Here is a 14,654-nt window from a genome sequence, read left to right on the forward strand (position 1 = left end):
CTCCGCTCAGAACAACAGGAGGACGCATCATGAAGAATCTGACTGTCGCATTGGTGGCGGCCTGCGCATCCGCGAGCGCCATGGCGCAGCAGGCAGGGGACAACGTGGCGACGGTGGGCTGGTTCCACATCATGCCGCAGGACTCGAGCAACAACCTGACCACCAGCGTGATCAACGCGCCGATCAATGATCCGCTGCGCTTGCCGGGCAGCTTCACGTCGCCCAATAGCGGCCTGACGGTGAACAATGCCGATACGCTCGGATTGACGCTCACTCATTTCTTTACCGACAACGTCGCGTTGACCACCATCGCCGGCGTGCCGCCCGAGTTCAAGCTCACTGGCCATGGCGTGATCCGCGCGCCCGGGCCGGCCGGCGCGTTCGGGCACGTCGATCTCGACGACCCGTCCAATCAACCCGCCGTTCGGAAGGCACGCCAGTGGAGCCCCGGGATCATCCTGCAGTACTACTTTGGGCACGCTCAATCGACGTTCCGGCCGTTCGTGGGCGCGGGGGTGGTCTATAGCTTCTTTACCAACATCGAGCTGAACCGCAATTTTGCAGCTGCAGTGAACCGCGAACTGGGCAGCGTGCTGGCGGCAGGGGCGGGCAAGCCAGGGCCAACGTATGTGGAGGGAAAATCGTCGTCGTCGTTCGCACCGATCTTCAACCTGGGCGCGAGCTACGCGATCAACGCGCGGTGGTCATTGACGGCGACGGTGTCGTACCTCCCGCTCAAGACCGAGGCCGCGACCGTCATCAAGGCGGCAGATGGGACGACGCTTGCCACGAGCAAGACCACGCTGAAAGCCGATCCGATCATCACCTTCGTCGGGGTGTCGTACAGGTTTTAGCGGGGCATCGGTTGTCCATGCCTGGCTGAATGGGCGCGGCACGACGGCGGGAACCGGCGCGCGCCGTGTGACGTTCGGGCGCCATCTCGTCGTTGGGCAATAGCCCTGTCGCCATTGGCGTCAACGGATGTGAATTGGACGTGGCATGATCCCGACTCCCGCCGCTGCAACGGGGCAGCGGTCACTCTGTTCAGGAGCCAAGTCATGCGTTTGCGCTACACCCCTGCCATTCAACGGATCGCCTGTTCCATCGCGTTGGCCGCATCCATGGTGCATGGTCACGCCCAAGCCGCGGACTTCGCCGCCACGCCTGCACCGGCAGCCACGCAGCCGCGCACGCAGGTGCCCGGTTATTACCGCATGGCCTTGGGCGATGACGTGGTCACTGCGCTGTACGACGGCTATGTCGACCTGCCGGCCAAGACGCTCGTTGGCATGAGTGCGCAATCGGTGCAGCGCCTGCTCGCCCGCATGTTTGTGTCGTCCACGCCAGGCATGCAGACGGCCGTGAACGGTTACCTGATCGACACGGGCAGCCAGCGCATCCTGGTCGATACGGGCTCGGGCACGTGCTTCGGGCCGACCATGGGCGGCTTGCAGGGCAACGTGCGCGCCTCGGGCTATCAGCCCGAGCAGATCGACGTCGTGTTGCTGACCCACCTGCACCCCGACCACGCCTGCGGACTGCTGACGCCGCAGGGCCAGCCGGCGTTTCCGAATGCGCAAGTCTATGTGGCGGCGCCGGAAGCCGACTTCTGGCTGAGCGAGACCGTTGCCGCAGCCAAGCCGAAGGACATGCAGCCGTTCTTCAAGATGGCACGCGACGCCGTGGCACCGTACGCTGCCGCGGGCAAGCTGCAGCGATTCAAGCCCGGCGATGAAGTCGTGCCAGGCGTGCGTTCCGTGGTGGCCAATGGCCATACGCCGGGGCACAGCGGCTACCTCGTGGCCTCCAAGGGCCACAGCCTGCTTGTGTGGGGCGACATCGTGCACAGCCATGCGGTTCAGTTCCAGCATCCGGAAGTCGCCTTCGAATACGACGTCGATCAGAAACAGGCAGTTGCCACGCGCCGCAAGCTGTTTGCGGAGGCGGCGCACGACAAGCTCTGGGTAGCGGGCGCCCACCTGCCGTTCCCGGGTCTCGGCCATGTGCGGCAGGACGGCAAGGCTTTCGCCTGGGTGCCGATCGAGTATGGCCCGCTGCGCACGGACCGGACGGACTGAAGCGTCATGCCCCTGCCGGCCGCTTCATTCTGCATAGGGTCGGCAGGTCCAGGTCTTTGGCCGAGGTCGTGCTTTCGGTCTTGTGGCCCCACTGCGTGCCGTCGTAGCCGACCTTGACTGCCTTGCCGTCCACCGGTGCGATGGTCGAGACGACCTGGGGTAGCAGCAATTGGTGGTCGGTCTTACGCATCGTGACCTCGCCGAGGAAGCTTTGCTTCTGCATGCCCTCCAGCGCCAGGGCTATCTTGAGCGGGTCGGTGGAATTGGCCTTGCGGATGGCATCCGTCAGGAGTTCGACCGACAGAATGGTGCGAGGCGCGAAATGCTCGCCGGCCGGCGTCTGGCGCACGCGCGCATCCATCTGCATCAGTTGCGCGTTGCCATTGCCGGGTGTCCATTCCGACACCCACGTCACCTTGCCGAGCTTGGCCTGCGACACTGCCAGCACGGTGCCGGGCGCGCCAGCGCCGCTGTGGTTGAGGTAACGCACGTCGTAGCCCATGTCACCGGCTGCCTTGATGAGCAGGTTCAGATCCTGCCCCCAGTTGCCTGTGAGGATCGTGTCCGCGCCGGTCGCCTTGGCCTTGGATACGTAGGGCGCGAAATCCTTCACCTTGCCGATCGGGTGCAGGGTTTCGCCCGTGAACCGCACATCCGGCCGCGCTGCTGAAATCATCTGTTTGCCCAGTGACGCCCACAGCCGGCCGTGTGCGTAATCCTGGTTCAGCGAATACACCTGATGGATGTCGGACTGCGTCTTCACGAAGTTGGCCAGCGCGCGCATCTTCATGGCCGTGTTGGCCTCGGTGGCGAAGTGCCAGAAGCTGCAGTGCGCGCCGGTCAGGTCCGGATCGATCGAGGCATAGTTGATGATCAACACGCGCTGCTCGGGATTGCGCTCGTTGTGCTTGGTCGCGGCGTCTACCATGGCGGCCACGACCGAGGAGCCCGACCCTCCGGTAAAGACCACCTTGGCGCCGGCATCGATGGCACTCTGCAGCGCCGACAGGCTGTCTTGCGCGGACAGTTTGTTGTCGTAGGTCGAGAGCTCGTAGCGCGCCCCGTTCAGCACACCCTGCGGCTGCGCATTCGCATCCTCCACCGCGAGTTTGAGGTTCGCCAGGAACTGTTCGCCCACATTCGACAGCGGCCCGCTCAACTGATCGATGAACGCCACCTTGATCGGTGCCGGGTCCGAGGCCTGGGCCAGCGGCGCGGCGAGCACGGCGGCCGCAATGACAAGCGCGGACAACGGACGGGCAGAGCGGATCGATGCGGGCATGTCTCCTCCTTGTGCTGTGGTTACCACGTGTCGATGAAGCGGCGCCCAGCCGGGTCACGCGTGTGGCGCGGCGGTGCCGGGGGTGCCGATTGCAGTCCGCGCAACAGCCAGCGGCGCGTGTCGGCGGGGTCGATGACGGCGTCGATCTCCAGATAGCTGGCCATGTTCAGCGCGCGCCCGCGCTCGTAGGCTTCATCGACCATCTTGCGGAATAGCGCATCGCGCGCGGCGGGGTCTTCCACGGCCTCGAGCTCCTTGCGGAAGCCAAGCCGGATGGCGCCTTCCACGCCCATCGCTCCGAACTCGCCGCTGGGCCATGCCGCCGTGAAGAACGGTGCGTGAAAGCTGCCCGCAGCCATGGCCTGCGCACCCAGGCCGTAGCCTTTGCGCAGCACAACCGTGAAGAACGGTACCCGCAGGTTGCCAGCGGTCACGAACATGCGGCTGACGTGCCGCACGGTGGCGGTCTTTTCCGCCTCGGGGCCGACCATGAAGCCCGGCGTGTCGCACAGCGAAACGATCGGCAGGTCGAACGCATTGCAGAGCTGCATGAAGCGGGCCGCTTTGTCGGCGGCGGGTGCGTCGATCGCACCGCCCAGGTGGCGCGGGTTGTTGGCAATGCAGCCAAAGGCACGGCCTTCGATCCGGATCAGCGCGGTGATGATGCCCACGCCAAATGCCGCCCGCAGCTCCAGCACCGACCCCACGTCGGCCAACGCATCGATCACGGTGCGCATGTCATAGCTGCGCATGCGGTTCTCCGGAATCACGTGCCGCAGGTGACGTGCGTCGTGTGTCTCCCAGGTCTTCATTGGGCCCTGGAAATAGCTCAGATAGCGCTTGGCGACGTCAACGGCGGCGGTTTCGTCATCGACCAGCACATCGATCACCCCATTGGGGGCCTGCATGCCGACGGGCCCCACCTCTTCGGGCGCGTAGACGCCCAGTCCGCCGCCTTCGATCATGGCAGGGCCGCCCATGCCGATGGTGGCATTGCGCGTGGCAATGATCACGTCCGCGCAGCCGAGCAGTGCGGCGTTGCCTGCAAAGCAACGGCCGGACACGATGCCCACCAGCGGTACCAGCCCGGAAAGCCGCGCAAACTGGATGAACGTCGTGCAGTCCAGGCCCGCCACGCCTGGCTTGTCGGTATCGCCCGGGCGCCCGCCGCCGCCTTCCGCAAACAGCACCACCGGCAGTTGCCATTGCTGCGCAAGCGTCAGCATGCGGTCCGTCTTCTTGTGGCTGAAGGTGCCTTGCGTACCGGCCAGCACGGTGTAGTCGTAAGCAAGCACCATGCAGCGCGCGTCCTGGTCAGGAAAGTGCTCGCCATTGACGGTGCCGATGCCCGTGACGATGCCATCCGCAGGCGTTGCGCGGATCAGGTCTTCCACGGTCCGGCGCTGGCGTTGGGCGGCAATGGCCAGCGCGCCGTATTCAATGAACGAACCCGCGTCGCACAGGGCGTCGATGTTCTCGCGCGCCGTGCGCTGGCCTGTCTTGCGGCGGCGTGCGACGGCATCGGGACGGTGCTCGTCGAGGCCGAACGCGTGGCGATCGATCACCGCCTGCAGGTCGGGCCGCACATGGTCGAGATCGATATCCGCGCTGGACGCATCGGCGTCGTGTTGCATGGCGTCGGGCATCAGCGCGACAAGCGGCTGGCCCTCGCGTACGGTTGCGCCGGGCTGCGCACAGATCTGCAGCACGCGCCCCGCGGCGGGCGCGGTCACGACGTGCTCCATCTTCATCGCTTCGATCACGGCGAGCACGTCGCCGCGTGCAACGTGCTCGCCGGCTTCGGCTGACAGCTGGATCAAGGCGCCGTCCATCGGCGCCGTGAGGAGTTCTGCGTCATCGGGCAGCGCATCGCCGAACGATTCGGCGGGCGCCACGCTGGCAGCGGCGCCGGATGGAACGTGAAGCGTCGGATGCGTCGCGCCGGTGCCGCCGATGAGGTCGTTGAGGCGGGTGTCAAGGAACTGGGTGTGCACGGCATTGGCCTGCACGTCGGCATCGCGCAGCAGGTCTTGGAGCAGCAGCTTGTTGGTCGCCACACCTTCGATACGGAACTCGCACAGCGCGCGGTACGCTTGTGAGAGCGCCTGCGCATACGTGCCCCGCGGCGCATGGACGATCAGTTTGGCCAGCAGCGAATCAAAGCGCGGGTTGGGCCGGTAACCGGCATAGCCACCCGTGTCGACGCGCACGCCGGGTCCATTCGGCGGCTCGAACGCCGTCAGCATGCCGGTAGACGGATGCGGCTGGCCGGATGCGTCGATCGTTTCTGCGTTGATGCGCACCTGAACGGCATGGCCGCGCGGCGTGATCGGTCGGGCGAGGCCCAGATCGGCCAGCGAAGCGCCTTGCGCCAGCGCCAGCTGGGTCAGGACCAGATCGACACCCGTCACCATTTCGGTGACCGTGTGCTCGACCTGCACACGCGGGTTGGCCTCCATGAAATAGAACGCAGCGCGCGGCGTGCCGGCGTTTTCCACCAGAAATTCAAACGTGCCGATGCCGCAATAGCCGGCCGCTTTGGCAAGCGTCACGGCCGCGTCGGCGATGCGTGCGCGCAGTGCGTCGTCCAGCGCCGGGCTGGGTGCGATCTCGATCAGCTTCTGGTGACGGCGTTGGAGGCTGCATTCACGCTCGTTGAGGTGTGTGACGTTGCCGTGCGCGTCGGCAACGATCTGGATCTCGATGTGGCGCGGTGCGGCGACCAGGGCCTCCACGTAGACGTCGCCACTGCCAAATGCGGCGGTGGCCTCGGACACGCAGCGCGCATAGGCTTCGGCAATGGCCCGCGCGTCACGCACGGCGCGCATGCCGCGGCCGCCGCCACCGGCCACCGCCTTGATCATCATGCCGTGCGAAGGCGGCAGCGCGGCAAAGAAGGCTTGCGCGTCCTCCAGCGATGTCGCCCCTCGCGTTCCGCTGACGACCGGAATGCCGGCTTCCAGTGCGAGCGAACGGGCGCGTGCCTTGTCGCCGAAGCACGCCAGCACGCGTGGTGCCGGCCCGACGAACTGCACGCCGGCGAGTGCGCACTGGCGAGCGAAGTCGGCGTTCTCGCTGAGAAAGCCATAACCGGGATGGATGGCGTCGGCGCCTGCCGCGCTGGCCGCAGCGAGGATGGCCGCGCCGTCGAGGTAGGCGCGCGGGCCGGTGCCCGGCAGGGGAACGGCCTCATCGGCGCGCCGTGGGTGGAGCGCGTCGCGGTCGTCCTCGGAGTACACGGCCACGGAAGGCAGACCGGCCGTGGCGGCCGCACGGGCGATACGGATGGCAATCTCGCCGCGATTGGCGATCAGCAGTTTGCGAAACGTCATGGAGAAACCAGGGTTAGAGCTGTTCTGCCAGCGGCGCGAGATCCTGCTTGCGGACCTTGCCCGTGGCGGTGAGTGGCAGTGCATCGACGATGCGTACGATAGGCACCTTGTAGACCGCCATGTTGTCCCGGCACCAGTCGGTCAGGGTGGCGTCATCCAGCTTGCCGGCGGCCTCGGGGCGCAGCATCACGAACGCGACGGGAAGCTGACCGCGCTGTTCGTCCGTGCGGCCGACGACTGCCGAGCCGAGCACGGCCGGGTGCTTGCCGAGCATGGCTTCGATTTCTGCGGGGAACACGCTCATGCCGTTGACCTTGAGCATTTCCTTGCGGCGCCCGAGGTAGTGGATGTAGCCGTGTTCGTCGATGCAGCCGATGTCGCCGGTGTGAAACCAGCCGTCGCGCAGCGTTTGCGCGGTCGCTTCGGGCTTGTTCCAGTAGCCCTTGAGCAGGGTGGGCGTGCGCACGCAGAGTTCGCCCTCCGCGCCGATGGGCAGCAGGGCGTGCGTATCGAAATCGCAGATCTTGAAGTCGGTACCCGGCACCGGCAAGCCGACGAAGATCGGCTGCGAGCGCAGGTCGAAGTCATCTGCCTGCATGCCGACGGTGAAGCTGTTGCAGGTCTGCGTCTCCGTCATGCCCCAGGCGCTCTCGGCCATCATGGAGCCGGTGAGTTCGCGCCACGCGCGGCGGTATTCCGGATTCAGCTTCTTCACGAACGACGACACCCCGGTGTGCCGTAACGAGCGCAGGTCGTATGCTTGCACGCGCGGATGCGCCATCACCTCGGCAGCGCTGTCGACGAGCATCGAACCATTGGTGACGCGGTAGCGCTGCACCCCCGTCATGAAGGCCTCGGCGTCCCACCGCGCGAGCAGCACCAGCGGTACGCCCAGAAACGCCGGAAAGATCAGCCCGGTGTTTTCCCCGGCAATCCAGAACTGCGGATAGAAGCTGAGCATGACGGTGTCTGCATCGGCGCGCAGCGACACGGCGGAGAAAGCCGCCGCCATGTCGACCATGTCGCCTTGCGTATGGATGCAGCCTTTTGGCAGGCCCGTCGTACCGCCGGTGTAGTTGAGGGCGGCAACGGCATCGAGCGACGCGGGCGGCAGGGCAATCGGCTCAACGGCGGCAAGCGCGGGCAGCAGATCAATCGCGTCATCGCAGGCCAGCGGCGGCTCGGTCAGCATGGCGGGCAGGGGCATCGTCGGCTGCGCCGGCAGGACGTCGGCGTAGCGGGTGACGAACACGTGTTCGAGCGACGTCTCCGCCTTGACGTCGCGCACGAGCGGCATCAGCCGATCCAGCGCGACGATCGCGCGCGGCGTGGCATCGGTGAGGGCGTGCATCAGCTCGGCGCGTTGCGACAGCGGGCTGATTGGCACATACACCGCACCGAGCTTGAGAATGCCGAAGAACACCGCGTTGAACTGCGGGCAGTTCGACAGGAACACCGCAACGCGGTCGCCCGCGCCGATCCCCTGCTGCGCGAGCAGCGCGGCGATGCGGTCGCTCAGGTCATCAAGCTGGGCGAACGTCGTGTCGTGGCCGTAGAAATGGATGGCGGGCTTGTCGGGCGTCGCGCGTGCCCAGTGGCGCAGATAGTCGGTGAGCGGAGCACGACCGATGGGGTAGTGCGGTTCGCGGGGTGTGCCGGCCGGCCATGCGCGCGCCCATAGCGCGCGGACCCGCCCGAGGTACTCGGACTCGTCCATCGCCAAAGCTTGTCTCCGTTGGGTGTGCAGCGCGTGCGCATCATTGCGCCGCGCTGTTTATACTAAAAGGTAAATTTTTATACCAACGGGTATGAATATAGAAAGCCTTGTTTGATGCGTCAAGCATGGCCTCCTCAAAACGCTGCGTAGCGAGATGCGTCGGCGCCACGGCGCGTTCGCAGGTGGCGTGCGAAAATATAAGTCATGTCCACCGTCCGCAAAACTGCCGTCCCCGACGTGCATCCGTCTGCCGAAAGCGAAGCGCCCCAAGCGTCCGTGCCAGTCACGCGTCCGCACATTGCGGAACGGCAGGAGGCACGCCGCCGCCAGATTCTCGATACCGCGGCCCAGCTTTTCTTTACCAAGGGCTACGCTGGCATGACGATGAGCGACCTGTGCGCCGCGCTCGGTGTGACCAAGCCGGCGGTGTACTACTACTTCACCGACAAGTACGAGATCTTCGACATCCTGTGCCGCGAGGCCGCGCAAGTCTGTCTGTCTGCGATTCGCGAGACGGCCGATCCGGCGCTGCCCGTGCGTGAACGGCTACAGGCCTGCCTGCTGGAAATGGCTCGCCGCTGTATCCGGTGTCACTACGCCGCTGCGCTGACTTACCGCGACCGGCAATACCTGCGACCCGAGACGGTGGAATGGCTGCACGGCATGTCGCGCGCGTATTACCGCGACCTTTACGCCCTGCTCGATGAGGGCAAGCGCACGGGCGTGTTTGAGTTTGGCGATGCGCGCGTCGCCGCGCATTCGATGGGCGGGGTGATGGGCTTCATGTACACATGGCACGATCCCTCCCGCATCGATGCGGAAGTGCTGGCGCACGAGCTGTCGAGCGCCATGATGAAGATCATCCTGCCGGCTGCCGCCGCGCTGGCGCCTACGCGCGCGTCTTGAGTGCTGTGCCGGCCGGTGCCGCTGGCAGCCCGGGCAGGCGGTAGATTTCCGGCGTCATCAGGTCGATGCCGCACTCGAGCGTTTCCACCCAGTCAATGAAGCGGTTGACCATGGCCTTTCCGTGGAACGCCTGGCCGTGCTGCGGCACGATCCACTCGATGTCGAGCCCGCGCACCATCTGCGCCCACAGCCGGCAGACGCGGTTGCCGCTCATGTAGCGGCGGTGGAAGGGCGCCATCAGCGGCAGGTGCGCGTCGAAATCTTCCACGGGCTTGGCGGCCACGTTGGCATGCACCATCGAAGCGCCCAGGTCGCCGGAGAACAGAATGCGCGACGCAGGATCGTAGAATTGGAAGTTGCCCTCGGAATGCAGGAAGTGCGCGGGCACGGCCAGCAGATGCGATTGACCCAGCGGAATCGCCATGCCCGTATCCGGAATCGGCACGATGCGCCCTTCGGTCTTGCCCACATTGCAGAAGTGCGGCAGGAAGCGTTCCCACACGCGCGAGATCAGGATGTCGCAACTCGAACTGGTGAGCCACCGGCCTGCGGAAGCCACGATGTCCGGGTCCGCATGCGACGCCAGCACGTAGTCCAACTGCTTGGGCGAGAAGTACCGATTCATCGCGATGAACAAAGCGTTGTACGTCATCTGGCCGCCCGGGTCGATCAGCGCGCCGTGACCGTGGTCGACGACGAGGAACTGGTTGGTCTGCACCGGCAGGTCGTCCTGGTCGTCGACCAGGTCGGAAAACATCAGGCAGACGTGCTCGGCGGATTCATACAGTGTGGTGACCATGGCAGCTGGGGCGCGGGTTTGGATGATGCGATGGTGGCGCAGCGGCGGGCTTGCGCGCTTGATCCGTGTCAAGGCAGGCGTGGCGTACGCGGGGGCGTCGACGTGCGTATCCACCGTCCGGACGGTGCTGCACGTGATAAACTTTTGATTTTTAACGCATTGCGCGAGCCGCTCGCGGTTCTTTCTTCGGTTTTCCGCCTGCGCCGATTGCGCCCGCCATGCCCCTCGGCATGCTGCATCCCCCTATGAACACTGCGACAACGTCAGAAGCGCCGGTCAACGAATCGGTGACATTCGACAGCTTCGGCCTGCATCCCGATATCCTCCGTGCGCTGACCGAGAGCGGCTACACCAAGCCCACGCCCATCCAGGCTGCGGCCATTCCCGTGGTCACGGCCGGCCGCGACGTCATGGGTGCCGCGCAGACCGGCACCGGCAAGACCGCCGGCTTCTCGCTGCCGATCATCCAGAACCTGCTGCCCGATGCCAACACCAGCGCGTCTCCGGCACGCCATCCGGTGCGGGCGCTGATCCTCACGCCCACGCGCGAACTGGCCGACCAGGTGTACGACAACGTCGCCAAGTACGCGAAGTACACGGCGCTGCGTAGCACTGTCGTGTTCGGTGGTGTCGACATGAACCCGCAGACCGAGCAACTGCGCCGTGGCGTGGAAATCCTCGTCGCCACGCCGGGCCGTCTGCTGGATCACGTGCAGCAGCGCAGCGTGAACCTCTCGCAGGTGCGCATGCTGGTGCTGGACGAAGCGGATCGGATGCTCGACATGGGCTTCCTGCCCGACCTGCAGCGCATCATCAACCTGCTGCCGGCGCATCGTCAGACGTTGCTGTTCTCGGCCACGTTCTCGCCCGAGATCAAGAAACTGGCCTCCAGCTACCTGCGCCATCCGCAGACGATCGAAGTCGCGCGCAGCAACGCCACGGCAGAGAACGTCCGCCAGGTCATCTATACCGTCCCCGACAACCACAAGCAGGTCGCACTCGTACACCTGCTCCGCCAGCGCGCAGAGCAAGGCCTGCCGCGCCAGTGCATCGTGTTCTCGAACAGCAAGATCGGTTGCTCGCGGCTGGCGCGTGCGCTGGAACGAGAAGGCATCAACGCCAGTGCCATCCACGGTGACAAGACGCAGACCGAGCGCATGCAGACGCTCGAAGCATTCAAGCAAGGTACCGTCGACGTGCTGGTCGCCACCGACGTGGCGGCGCGCGGCCTCGACATCTCGCAGATGCCGTGCGTGATCAACTTCGATCTGCCGTTCAATGCGGAAGACTATGTGCACCGCATCGGCCGTACAGGCCGCGCCGGCGCCTCGGGCGACGCGCTGTCGCTGTTCGCGCCGGGCGATGAGAGGCTGTTGGCCGATATCGAAAAGCTCATCAAGCGCAACTTGCCGCGCGAGCAGATCGAAGGATTCGATCCGACCGGCGAGCAGGCGCGTGACCGTGAACGCCGCGAGCGCGACGAGAAGCGCGCCCGCAGTGAAGTCCGTCGCGCCCGTGAGCGCGATGAGCGCAACGGCGCCCGCGTCCTCGATCACACGATCGTGCGCCCGGCGTTCCGCCCATCGGACGACCCGTTCTTCAATCGTCCATACGAGTCGTCTGTGCCGGCGGAGTCGGCAGAGGCCGCCAAGCCGACGCAGCCCGCCGGCCACCCACGCACAGCCAAGCGCCCGATTGCCGCGCTGCTCGGCGGTGTGCCGCGCAAGCGTTAAGCGGTTGTCTTGAAAGCGGCGGCGATCATGCCGCCGGGGTCAATTGCGCCAGGCGATTGGCCCATGCCGGGACGGCGTCCCGGTAAAACTCCTCCACACTGTCGGCACGAATGGCCAGCCCGAGGTGCCGCGCCGCTTCAGTGAGCGCGGCAAGCGGCTGGCTGCGGCTGATGGCGCGTGCGCCGGTCTGCTTGCTCAGCTTCTCGCCCTCGGCATTCACGACCACCGGCACGTGCAGATAGCGCAGCGCGGGCAGCCCCAGCAATTGCTGCAGATAAATCTGGCGCGGCGTCGAGTCCAGCAGGTCAGCGCCACGCACGACGTCCGTGATGCCTTGTGCTGCATCGTCCACCACCACGGCAATCTGGTATGCCCACATGCCGTCGGCCCGCTTGAGCACGAAGTCACCGACAGCTTCTGCCAGGTTCTGGCATTGCATACCCTGCCACCGATCGTGAAAGCAGACGGTTGCGGCATCGGGGTCCGGCACGCGCACCCGCCAGGCGCGCGGCTGCCTGCCATGTAATCCGGTGCGGCACGTGCCCGGATAGATCAGGGTCTGATGGCGCAGGCGGCCATTGGTGTCGACGGTGGTGACGGAATCTGCGATCTCGCGGCGCGTGCAACCGCATGGATACAGTTTGCCGATGGCCAGCAGGCGTTCAAGCGCCTGCTCGAAGCGGGCCAGGTGTGTGCTTTGCCACTGCGGTGCCTCATCTGGGATCAGGCCGAGCGCCTCCAGGGTGGCGAGGATGTCGCGGTCGGCCCCGGGTACGTTGCGCTGGAAGTCGATGTCTTCAATACGCACGAGCCAGATGCCGCCATGCACGCGTGCATCGAGCCAACTGGCGAGCGCGGTGACCAGCGACCCGATATGCAGCGGCCCGGTGGGCGAGGGCGCAAAGCGGCCGCGATAGACGCCTTGCGCATGCGCGGCGGCGGTTTCCGGAAAGTCGAGATTGGCTTGGGACAACGCAAAGCTCCAGGCGCGAATGCCGATGCTGCTATTTTGCGCGATTTTTCACGCCGGGCCGCCTACTGCATCAGCAAGGCCTGCGCCAAACGGGGGTCTTCCAGCTTATCAACCCACCATTGCAGTGCCTTGCCGCGCATGTTGTTGCGCCATGCGACCTGGAATGTGCCGGCGCGGTTGTCCTCGGTGGTTTCCTTTGCGACCAGCACGCCGGAATCGAGATACGGCTGTGCCAGCGGCACGGGCAGCCAGCCGCAACCCAGGCCCCGAATCTGCGCCTGCACCTTGTCGGCCATGGAGGGCACAACCAGCGTGTCCTGGCCGGCAAGGATGCCGATGGTGCGCGCCGGCAGACTGCGCGAAGTGTCACCTACGGCAACGATGCGATGGCGCGTGATGGCGGCGGCCGGCAGCGGTTCGTCCGCCTGCGCGAGCGGATGGTGCGCCGCCACTGTGAACACGAAGGGAATGCTGCCGATCGTGCGGGTCTGGATGCCTTGCACCTGCATCACCTGCGCGGGTCCGATCAGCAGATCGGCGCGCCCCGAGAGCAGCGCATCCCACGTACCGGCCAGTACCTCGCGGCTGAAGCGCAGGCGCGTGGCCGTATTCTCGGCGTAGAAATCCTGGATGACGGGCATGAGCGCCCGAAAGTGCACGAGGTCGTCGACAACGATGGTCAGCGTGGATTCCCAGCCGGTGGCGAGGCGTTTGACGCGCCGCGCAAGGTCGTCTGCAGCCTGGAGCAGGTGACGCCCTTCGTCTAGCAGCGCACGGCCGGCGGGCGTCAGCTCCGCGCGGTGGCGGCGACGATCGAACAGCAGCACGTCGAGGTCGTCTTCGAGCTTGCGCACCACGTATGTGAGCGCCGACGGCACTTTGCCCAGTTCATGCGCCGCAGCAGCAAAGCTGCCCTTGCGCTCGATCGCGTCCAACACTTCCAGAGATTCCAGTGAGAGCGCCATATTCAGAATTTTTGATGAATTGAATCAAAGCCGTTCCTCTCAACTATAGCCAATCTGCGTACCATTCACACATCAACGCAGTGATTTGGATAGGAGATTCATCAAAATGATTGAAATCCGCCACTCCCAGGATCGAGGCTACGCCGACCATGGCTGGCTGAAGTCGTTTCACAGCTTTTCGTTTGCCGATTACATGGACCCGGAGCACGTGCAGTTCGGGCCGTTGCGCGTCATCAATGAAGACCGTGTGGCAGCGGGCATGGGTTTCGGCACCCACGGCCACCGCGACATGGAGATCATCAGCTATGTGCTCGACGGCGAACTGGCGCACAAGGACAGCATGGGCAACGGCAGCGTGCTGCGCCCGGGCGACGTGCAACGTATGACAGCTGGGACAGGTGTGCGTCACTCCGAGTTCAACCACGCGCAGGACCAGACCACGCATTTTCTGCAGATCTGGGTGCTGCCCGCGCAAATGAACCTCACACCGGGCTATGAAGAACGCCATTTCGATGCGGCGGCGAAGCGCGGCAAGCTCGCCCTGATCGCTAGCGCCGATGGTCGTGACGGATCGGTGAAGGTGCATCAGGACATGGCGCTGTATGCCGGGTACTTCGATGGCGCGGAAGCTGCGTCGTTGCCCATCGCGGCGGGCCGCCGGGCGTATGTGCACGTCGTACGCGGCACGCTGGTCGTCAATGGCCGGTCGCTCACGGGCGGTGACGCAGCCAAGCTGACGCGGGAAGACGCGGTGACGCTTTCCGGCGGTGAAGACAGCGAAGTGCTCGTGTTCGATTTGCCGTAATCTTGGCGGCGCATGCTAGGTGCGCCGCGTTTGTTCTCGTTCGTTCCCCTGTCGTACCCCAACC

At 65.4% G+C, this 14,654-nt stretch carries 11 protein-coding genes; 5 read left to right on the forward strand and 6 right to left on the reverse strand.

Translation table 11 applies throughout. The features are described from left to right. Positions 1 to 29: 29 nt before the first annotated feature. Together R2N03_RS02655 and R2N03_RS02660 are read left to right on the forward strand one after the other, a co-directional pair. On the forward strand, positions 30 to 854 hold the full coding sequence (locus R2N03_RS02655; RefSeq protein WP_316654870.1) for an OmpW/AlkL family protein: 825 nt from the start codon (positions 30 to 32) through the stop codon (positions 852 to 854). Positions 855 to 1,058: 204 nt separating this feature from the next. Beyond that, positions 1,059 to 2,078 carry an MBL fold metallo-hydrolase gene (locus R2N03_RS02660; protein WP_316654872.1) on the forward strand — a complete coding sequence of 340 codons (1,020 nt, stop codon included), beginning with the start codon at positions 1,059 to 1,061 and terminating at the stop codon, positions 2,076 to 2,078. A gap of 4 nt (positions 2,079 to 2,082) precedes the next feature. Here R2N03_RS02660 and R2N03_RS02665 read toward each other — a convergent pair whose 3' ends face one another. The 3 genes from R2N03_RS02665 to R2N03_RS02675 are packed head-to-tail and all read right to left on the reverse strand — an operon-like array spanning position 2,083 to position 8,409. Further along, positions 2,083 to 3,360: a branched-chain amino acid ABC transporter substrate-binding protein gene (locus R2N03_RS02665; RefSeq protein ID WP_316654874.1), complete on the reverse strand. Its 1,278-nt coding sequence runs from the start codon at positions 3,358 to 3,360 to the stop codon at positions 2,083 to 2,085. A 20-nt stretch (positions 3,361 to 3,380) separates the two neighbouring features. Continuing rightward, on the reverse strand, positions 3,381 to 6,692 hold the full coding sequence (locus R2N03_RS02670) for an acetyl-CoA carboxylase family protein (protein WP_316654876.1): 3,312 nt from the start codon (positions 6,690 to 6,692) through the stop codon (positions 3,381 to 3,383). A gap of 13 nt (positions 6,693 to 6,705) precedes the next feature. Next, positions 6,706 to 8,409, reverse strand: a complete 1,704-nt coding sequence (locus R2N03_RS02675; protein WP_316654879.1) for an AMP-binding protein — start codon at positions 8,407 to 8,409, stop codon at positions 6,706 to 6,708. Positions 8,410 to 8,613: 204 nt separating this feature from the next. On the opposite strand from R2N03_RS02675, the gene R2N03_RS02680 reads away from it, so the two are divergent. Continuing rightward, complete coding sequence (locus R2N03_RS02680) at positions 8,614 to 9,315, forward strand: TetR/AcrR family transcriptional regulator (protein WP_316654881.1); 702 nt, start codon at positions 8,614 to 8,616, stop codon at positions 9,313 to 9,315. Here R2N03_RS02680 and R2N03_RS02685 read toward each other — a convergent pair. Further along, positions 9,299 to 10,114: an oxygen-binding di-iron domain-containing protein gene (locus R2N03_RS02685; RefSeq protein WP_316654882.1), complete on the reverse strand. Its 816-nt coding sequence runs from the start codon at positions 10,112 to 10,114 to the stop codon at positions 9,299 to 9,301. The genes R2N03_RS02680 and R2N03_RS02685 overlap by 17 nt on opposite strands. Positions 10,115 to 10,359: 245 nt before the next feature. Here R2N03_RS02685 and R2N03_RS02690 point away from each other — a divergent pair, with 245 nt between their 5' ends. Further along, on the forward strand, positions 10,360 to 11,847 hold the full coding sequence (locus R2N03_RS02690) for a DEAD/DEAH box helicase (RefSeq protein WP_316654885.1): 1,488 nt from the start codon (positions 10,360 to 10,362) through the stop codon (positions 11,845 to 11,847). A 25-nt stretch (positions 11,848 to 11,872) separates the two neighbouring features. On the opposite strand, the gene gluQRS is transcribed toward R2N03_RS02690, so the two are convergent. Continuing rightward, positions 11,873 to 12,820, reverse strand: a complete 948-nt coding sequence (gene gluQRS / locus R2N03_RS02695) for a tRNA glutamyl-Q(34) synthetase GluQRS (RefSeq protein ID WP_316654887.1) — start codon at positions 12,818 to 12,820, stop codon at positions 11,873 to 11,875. Positions 12,821 to 12,882: 62 nt separating this feature from the next. Next, positions 12,883 to 13,785: a LysR family transcriptional regulator gene (locus R2N03_RS02700; RefSeq protein ID WP_316654889.1), complete on the reverse strand. Its 903-nt coding sequence runs from the start codon at positions 13,783 to 13,785 to the stop codon at positions 12,883 to 12,885. Positions 13,786 to 13,891: 106 nt separating this feature from the next. Between R2N03_RS02700 and R2N03_RS02705 the strand changes: the two genes are divergently transcribed. Then, on the forward strand, positions 13,892 to 14,590 hold the full coding sequence (locus tag R2N03_RS02705) for a pirin family protein (protein WP_316654892.1): 699 nt from the start codon (positions 13,892 to 13,894) through the stop codon (positions 14,588 to 14,590). Positions 14,591 to 14,654: the final 64 nt, after the last annotated feature.

Origin of the sequence: Ralstonia condita, assembly GCF_958405655.1 — a bacterium.
Lineage (GTDB): Bacteria > Pseudomonadota > Gammaproteobacteria > Burkholderiales > Burkholderiaceae > Ralstonia > Ralstonia condita.

What these genes read in the sequence shown, in the direction of transcription:
- R2N03_RS02655 (WP_316654870.1), top strand. Translation starts at nt 30, where the DNA reads ATGAAGAATCTGACTGTCGCATTGGTGGCGGCCTGCGCATCCGCGAGC.
- R2N03_RS02660 (WP_316654872.1), top strand. Translation starts at nt 1,059, where the DNA reads ATGCGTTTGCGCTACACCCCTGCCATTCAACGGATCGCCTGTTCCATC.
- R2N03_RS02665 (WP_316654874.1), bottom strand. Translation starts at nt 3,360, where the DNA reads ATGCCCGCATCGATCCGCTCTGCCCGTCCGTTGTCCGCGCTTGTCATT.
- R2N03_RS02670 (WP_316654876.1), bottom strand. Translation starts at nt 6,692, where the DNA reads ATGACGTTTCGCAAACTGCTGATCGCCAATCGCGGCGAGATTGCCATC.
- R2N03_RS02675 (WP_316654879.1), bottom strand. Translation starts at nt 8,409, where the DNA reads ATGGACGAGTCCGAGTACCTCGGGCGGGTCCGCGCGCTATGGGCGCGC.
- R2N03_RS02680 (WP_316654881.1), top strand. Translation starts at nt 8,614, where the DNA reads ATGTCCACCGTCCGCAAAACTGCCGTCCCCGACGTGCATCCGTCTGCC.
- R2N03_RS02685 (WP_316654882.1), bottom strand. Translation starts at nt 10,114, where the DNA reads ATGGTCACCACACTGTATGAATCCGCCGAGCACGTCTGCCTGATGTTT.
- R2N03_RS02690 (WP_316654885.1), top strand. Translation starts at nt 10,360, where the DNA reads ATGAACACTGCGACAACGTCAGAAGCGCCGGTCAACGAATCGGTGACA.
- R2N03_RS02700 (WP_316654889.1), bottom strand. Translation starts at nt 13,785, where the DNA reads ATGGCGCTCTCACTGGAATCTCTGGAAGTGTTGGACGCGATCGAGCGC.
- R2N03_RS02705 (WP_316654892.1), top strand. Translation starts at nt 13,892, where the DNA reads ATGATTGAAATCCGCCACTCCCAGGATCGAGGCTACGCCGACCATGGC.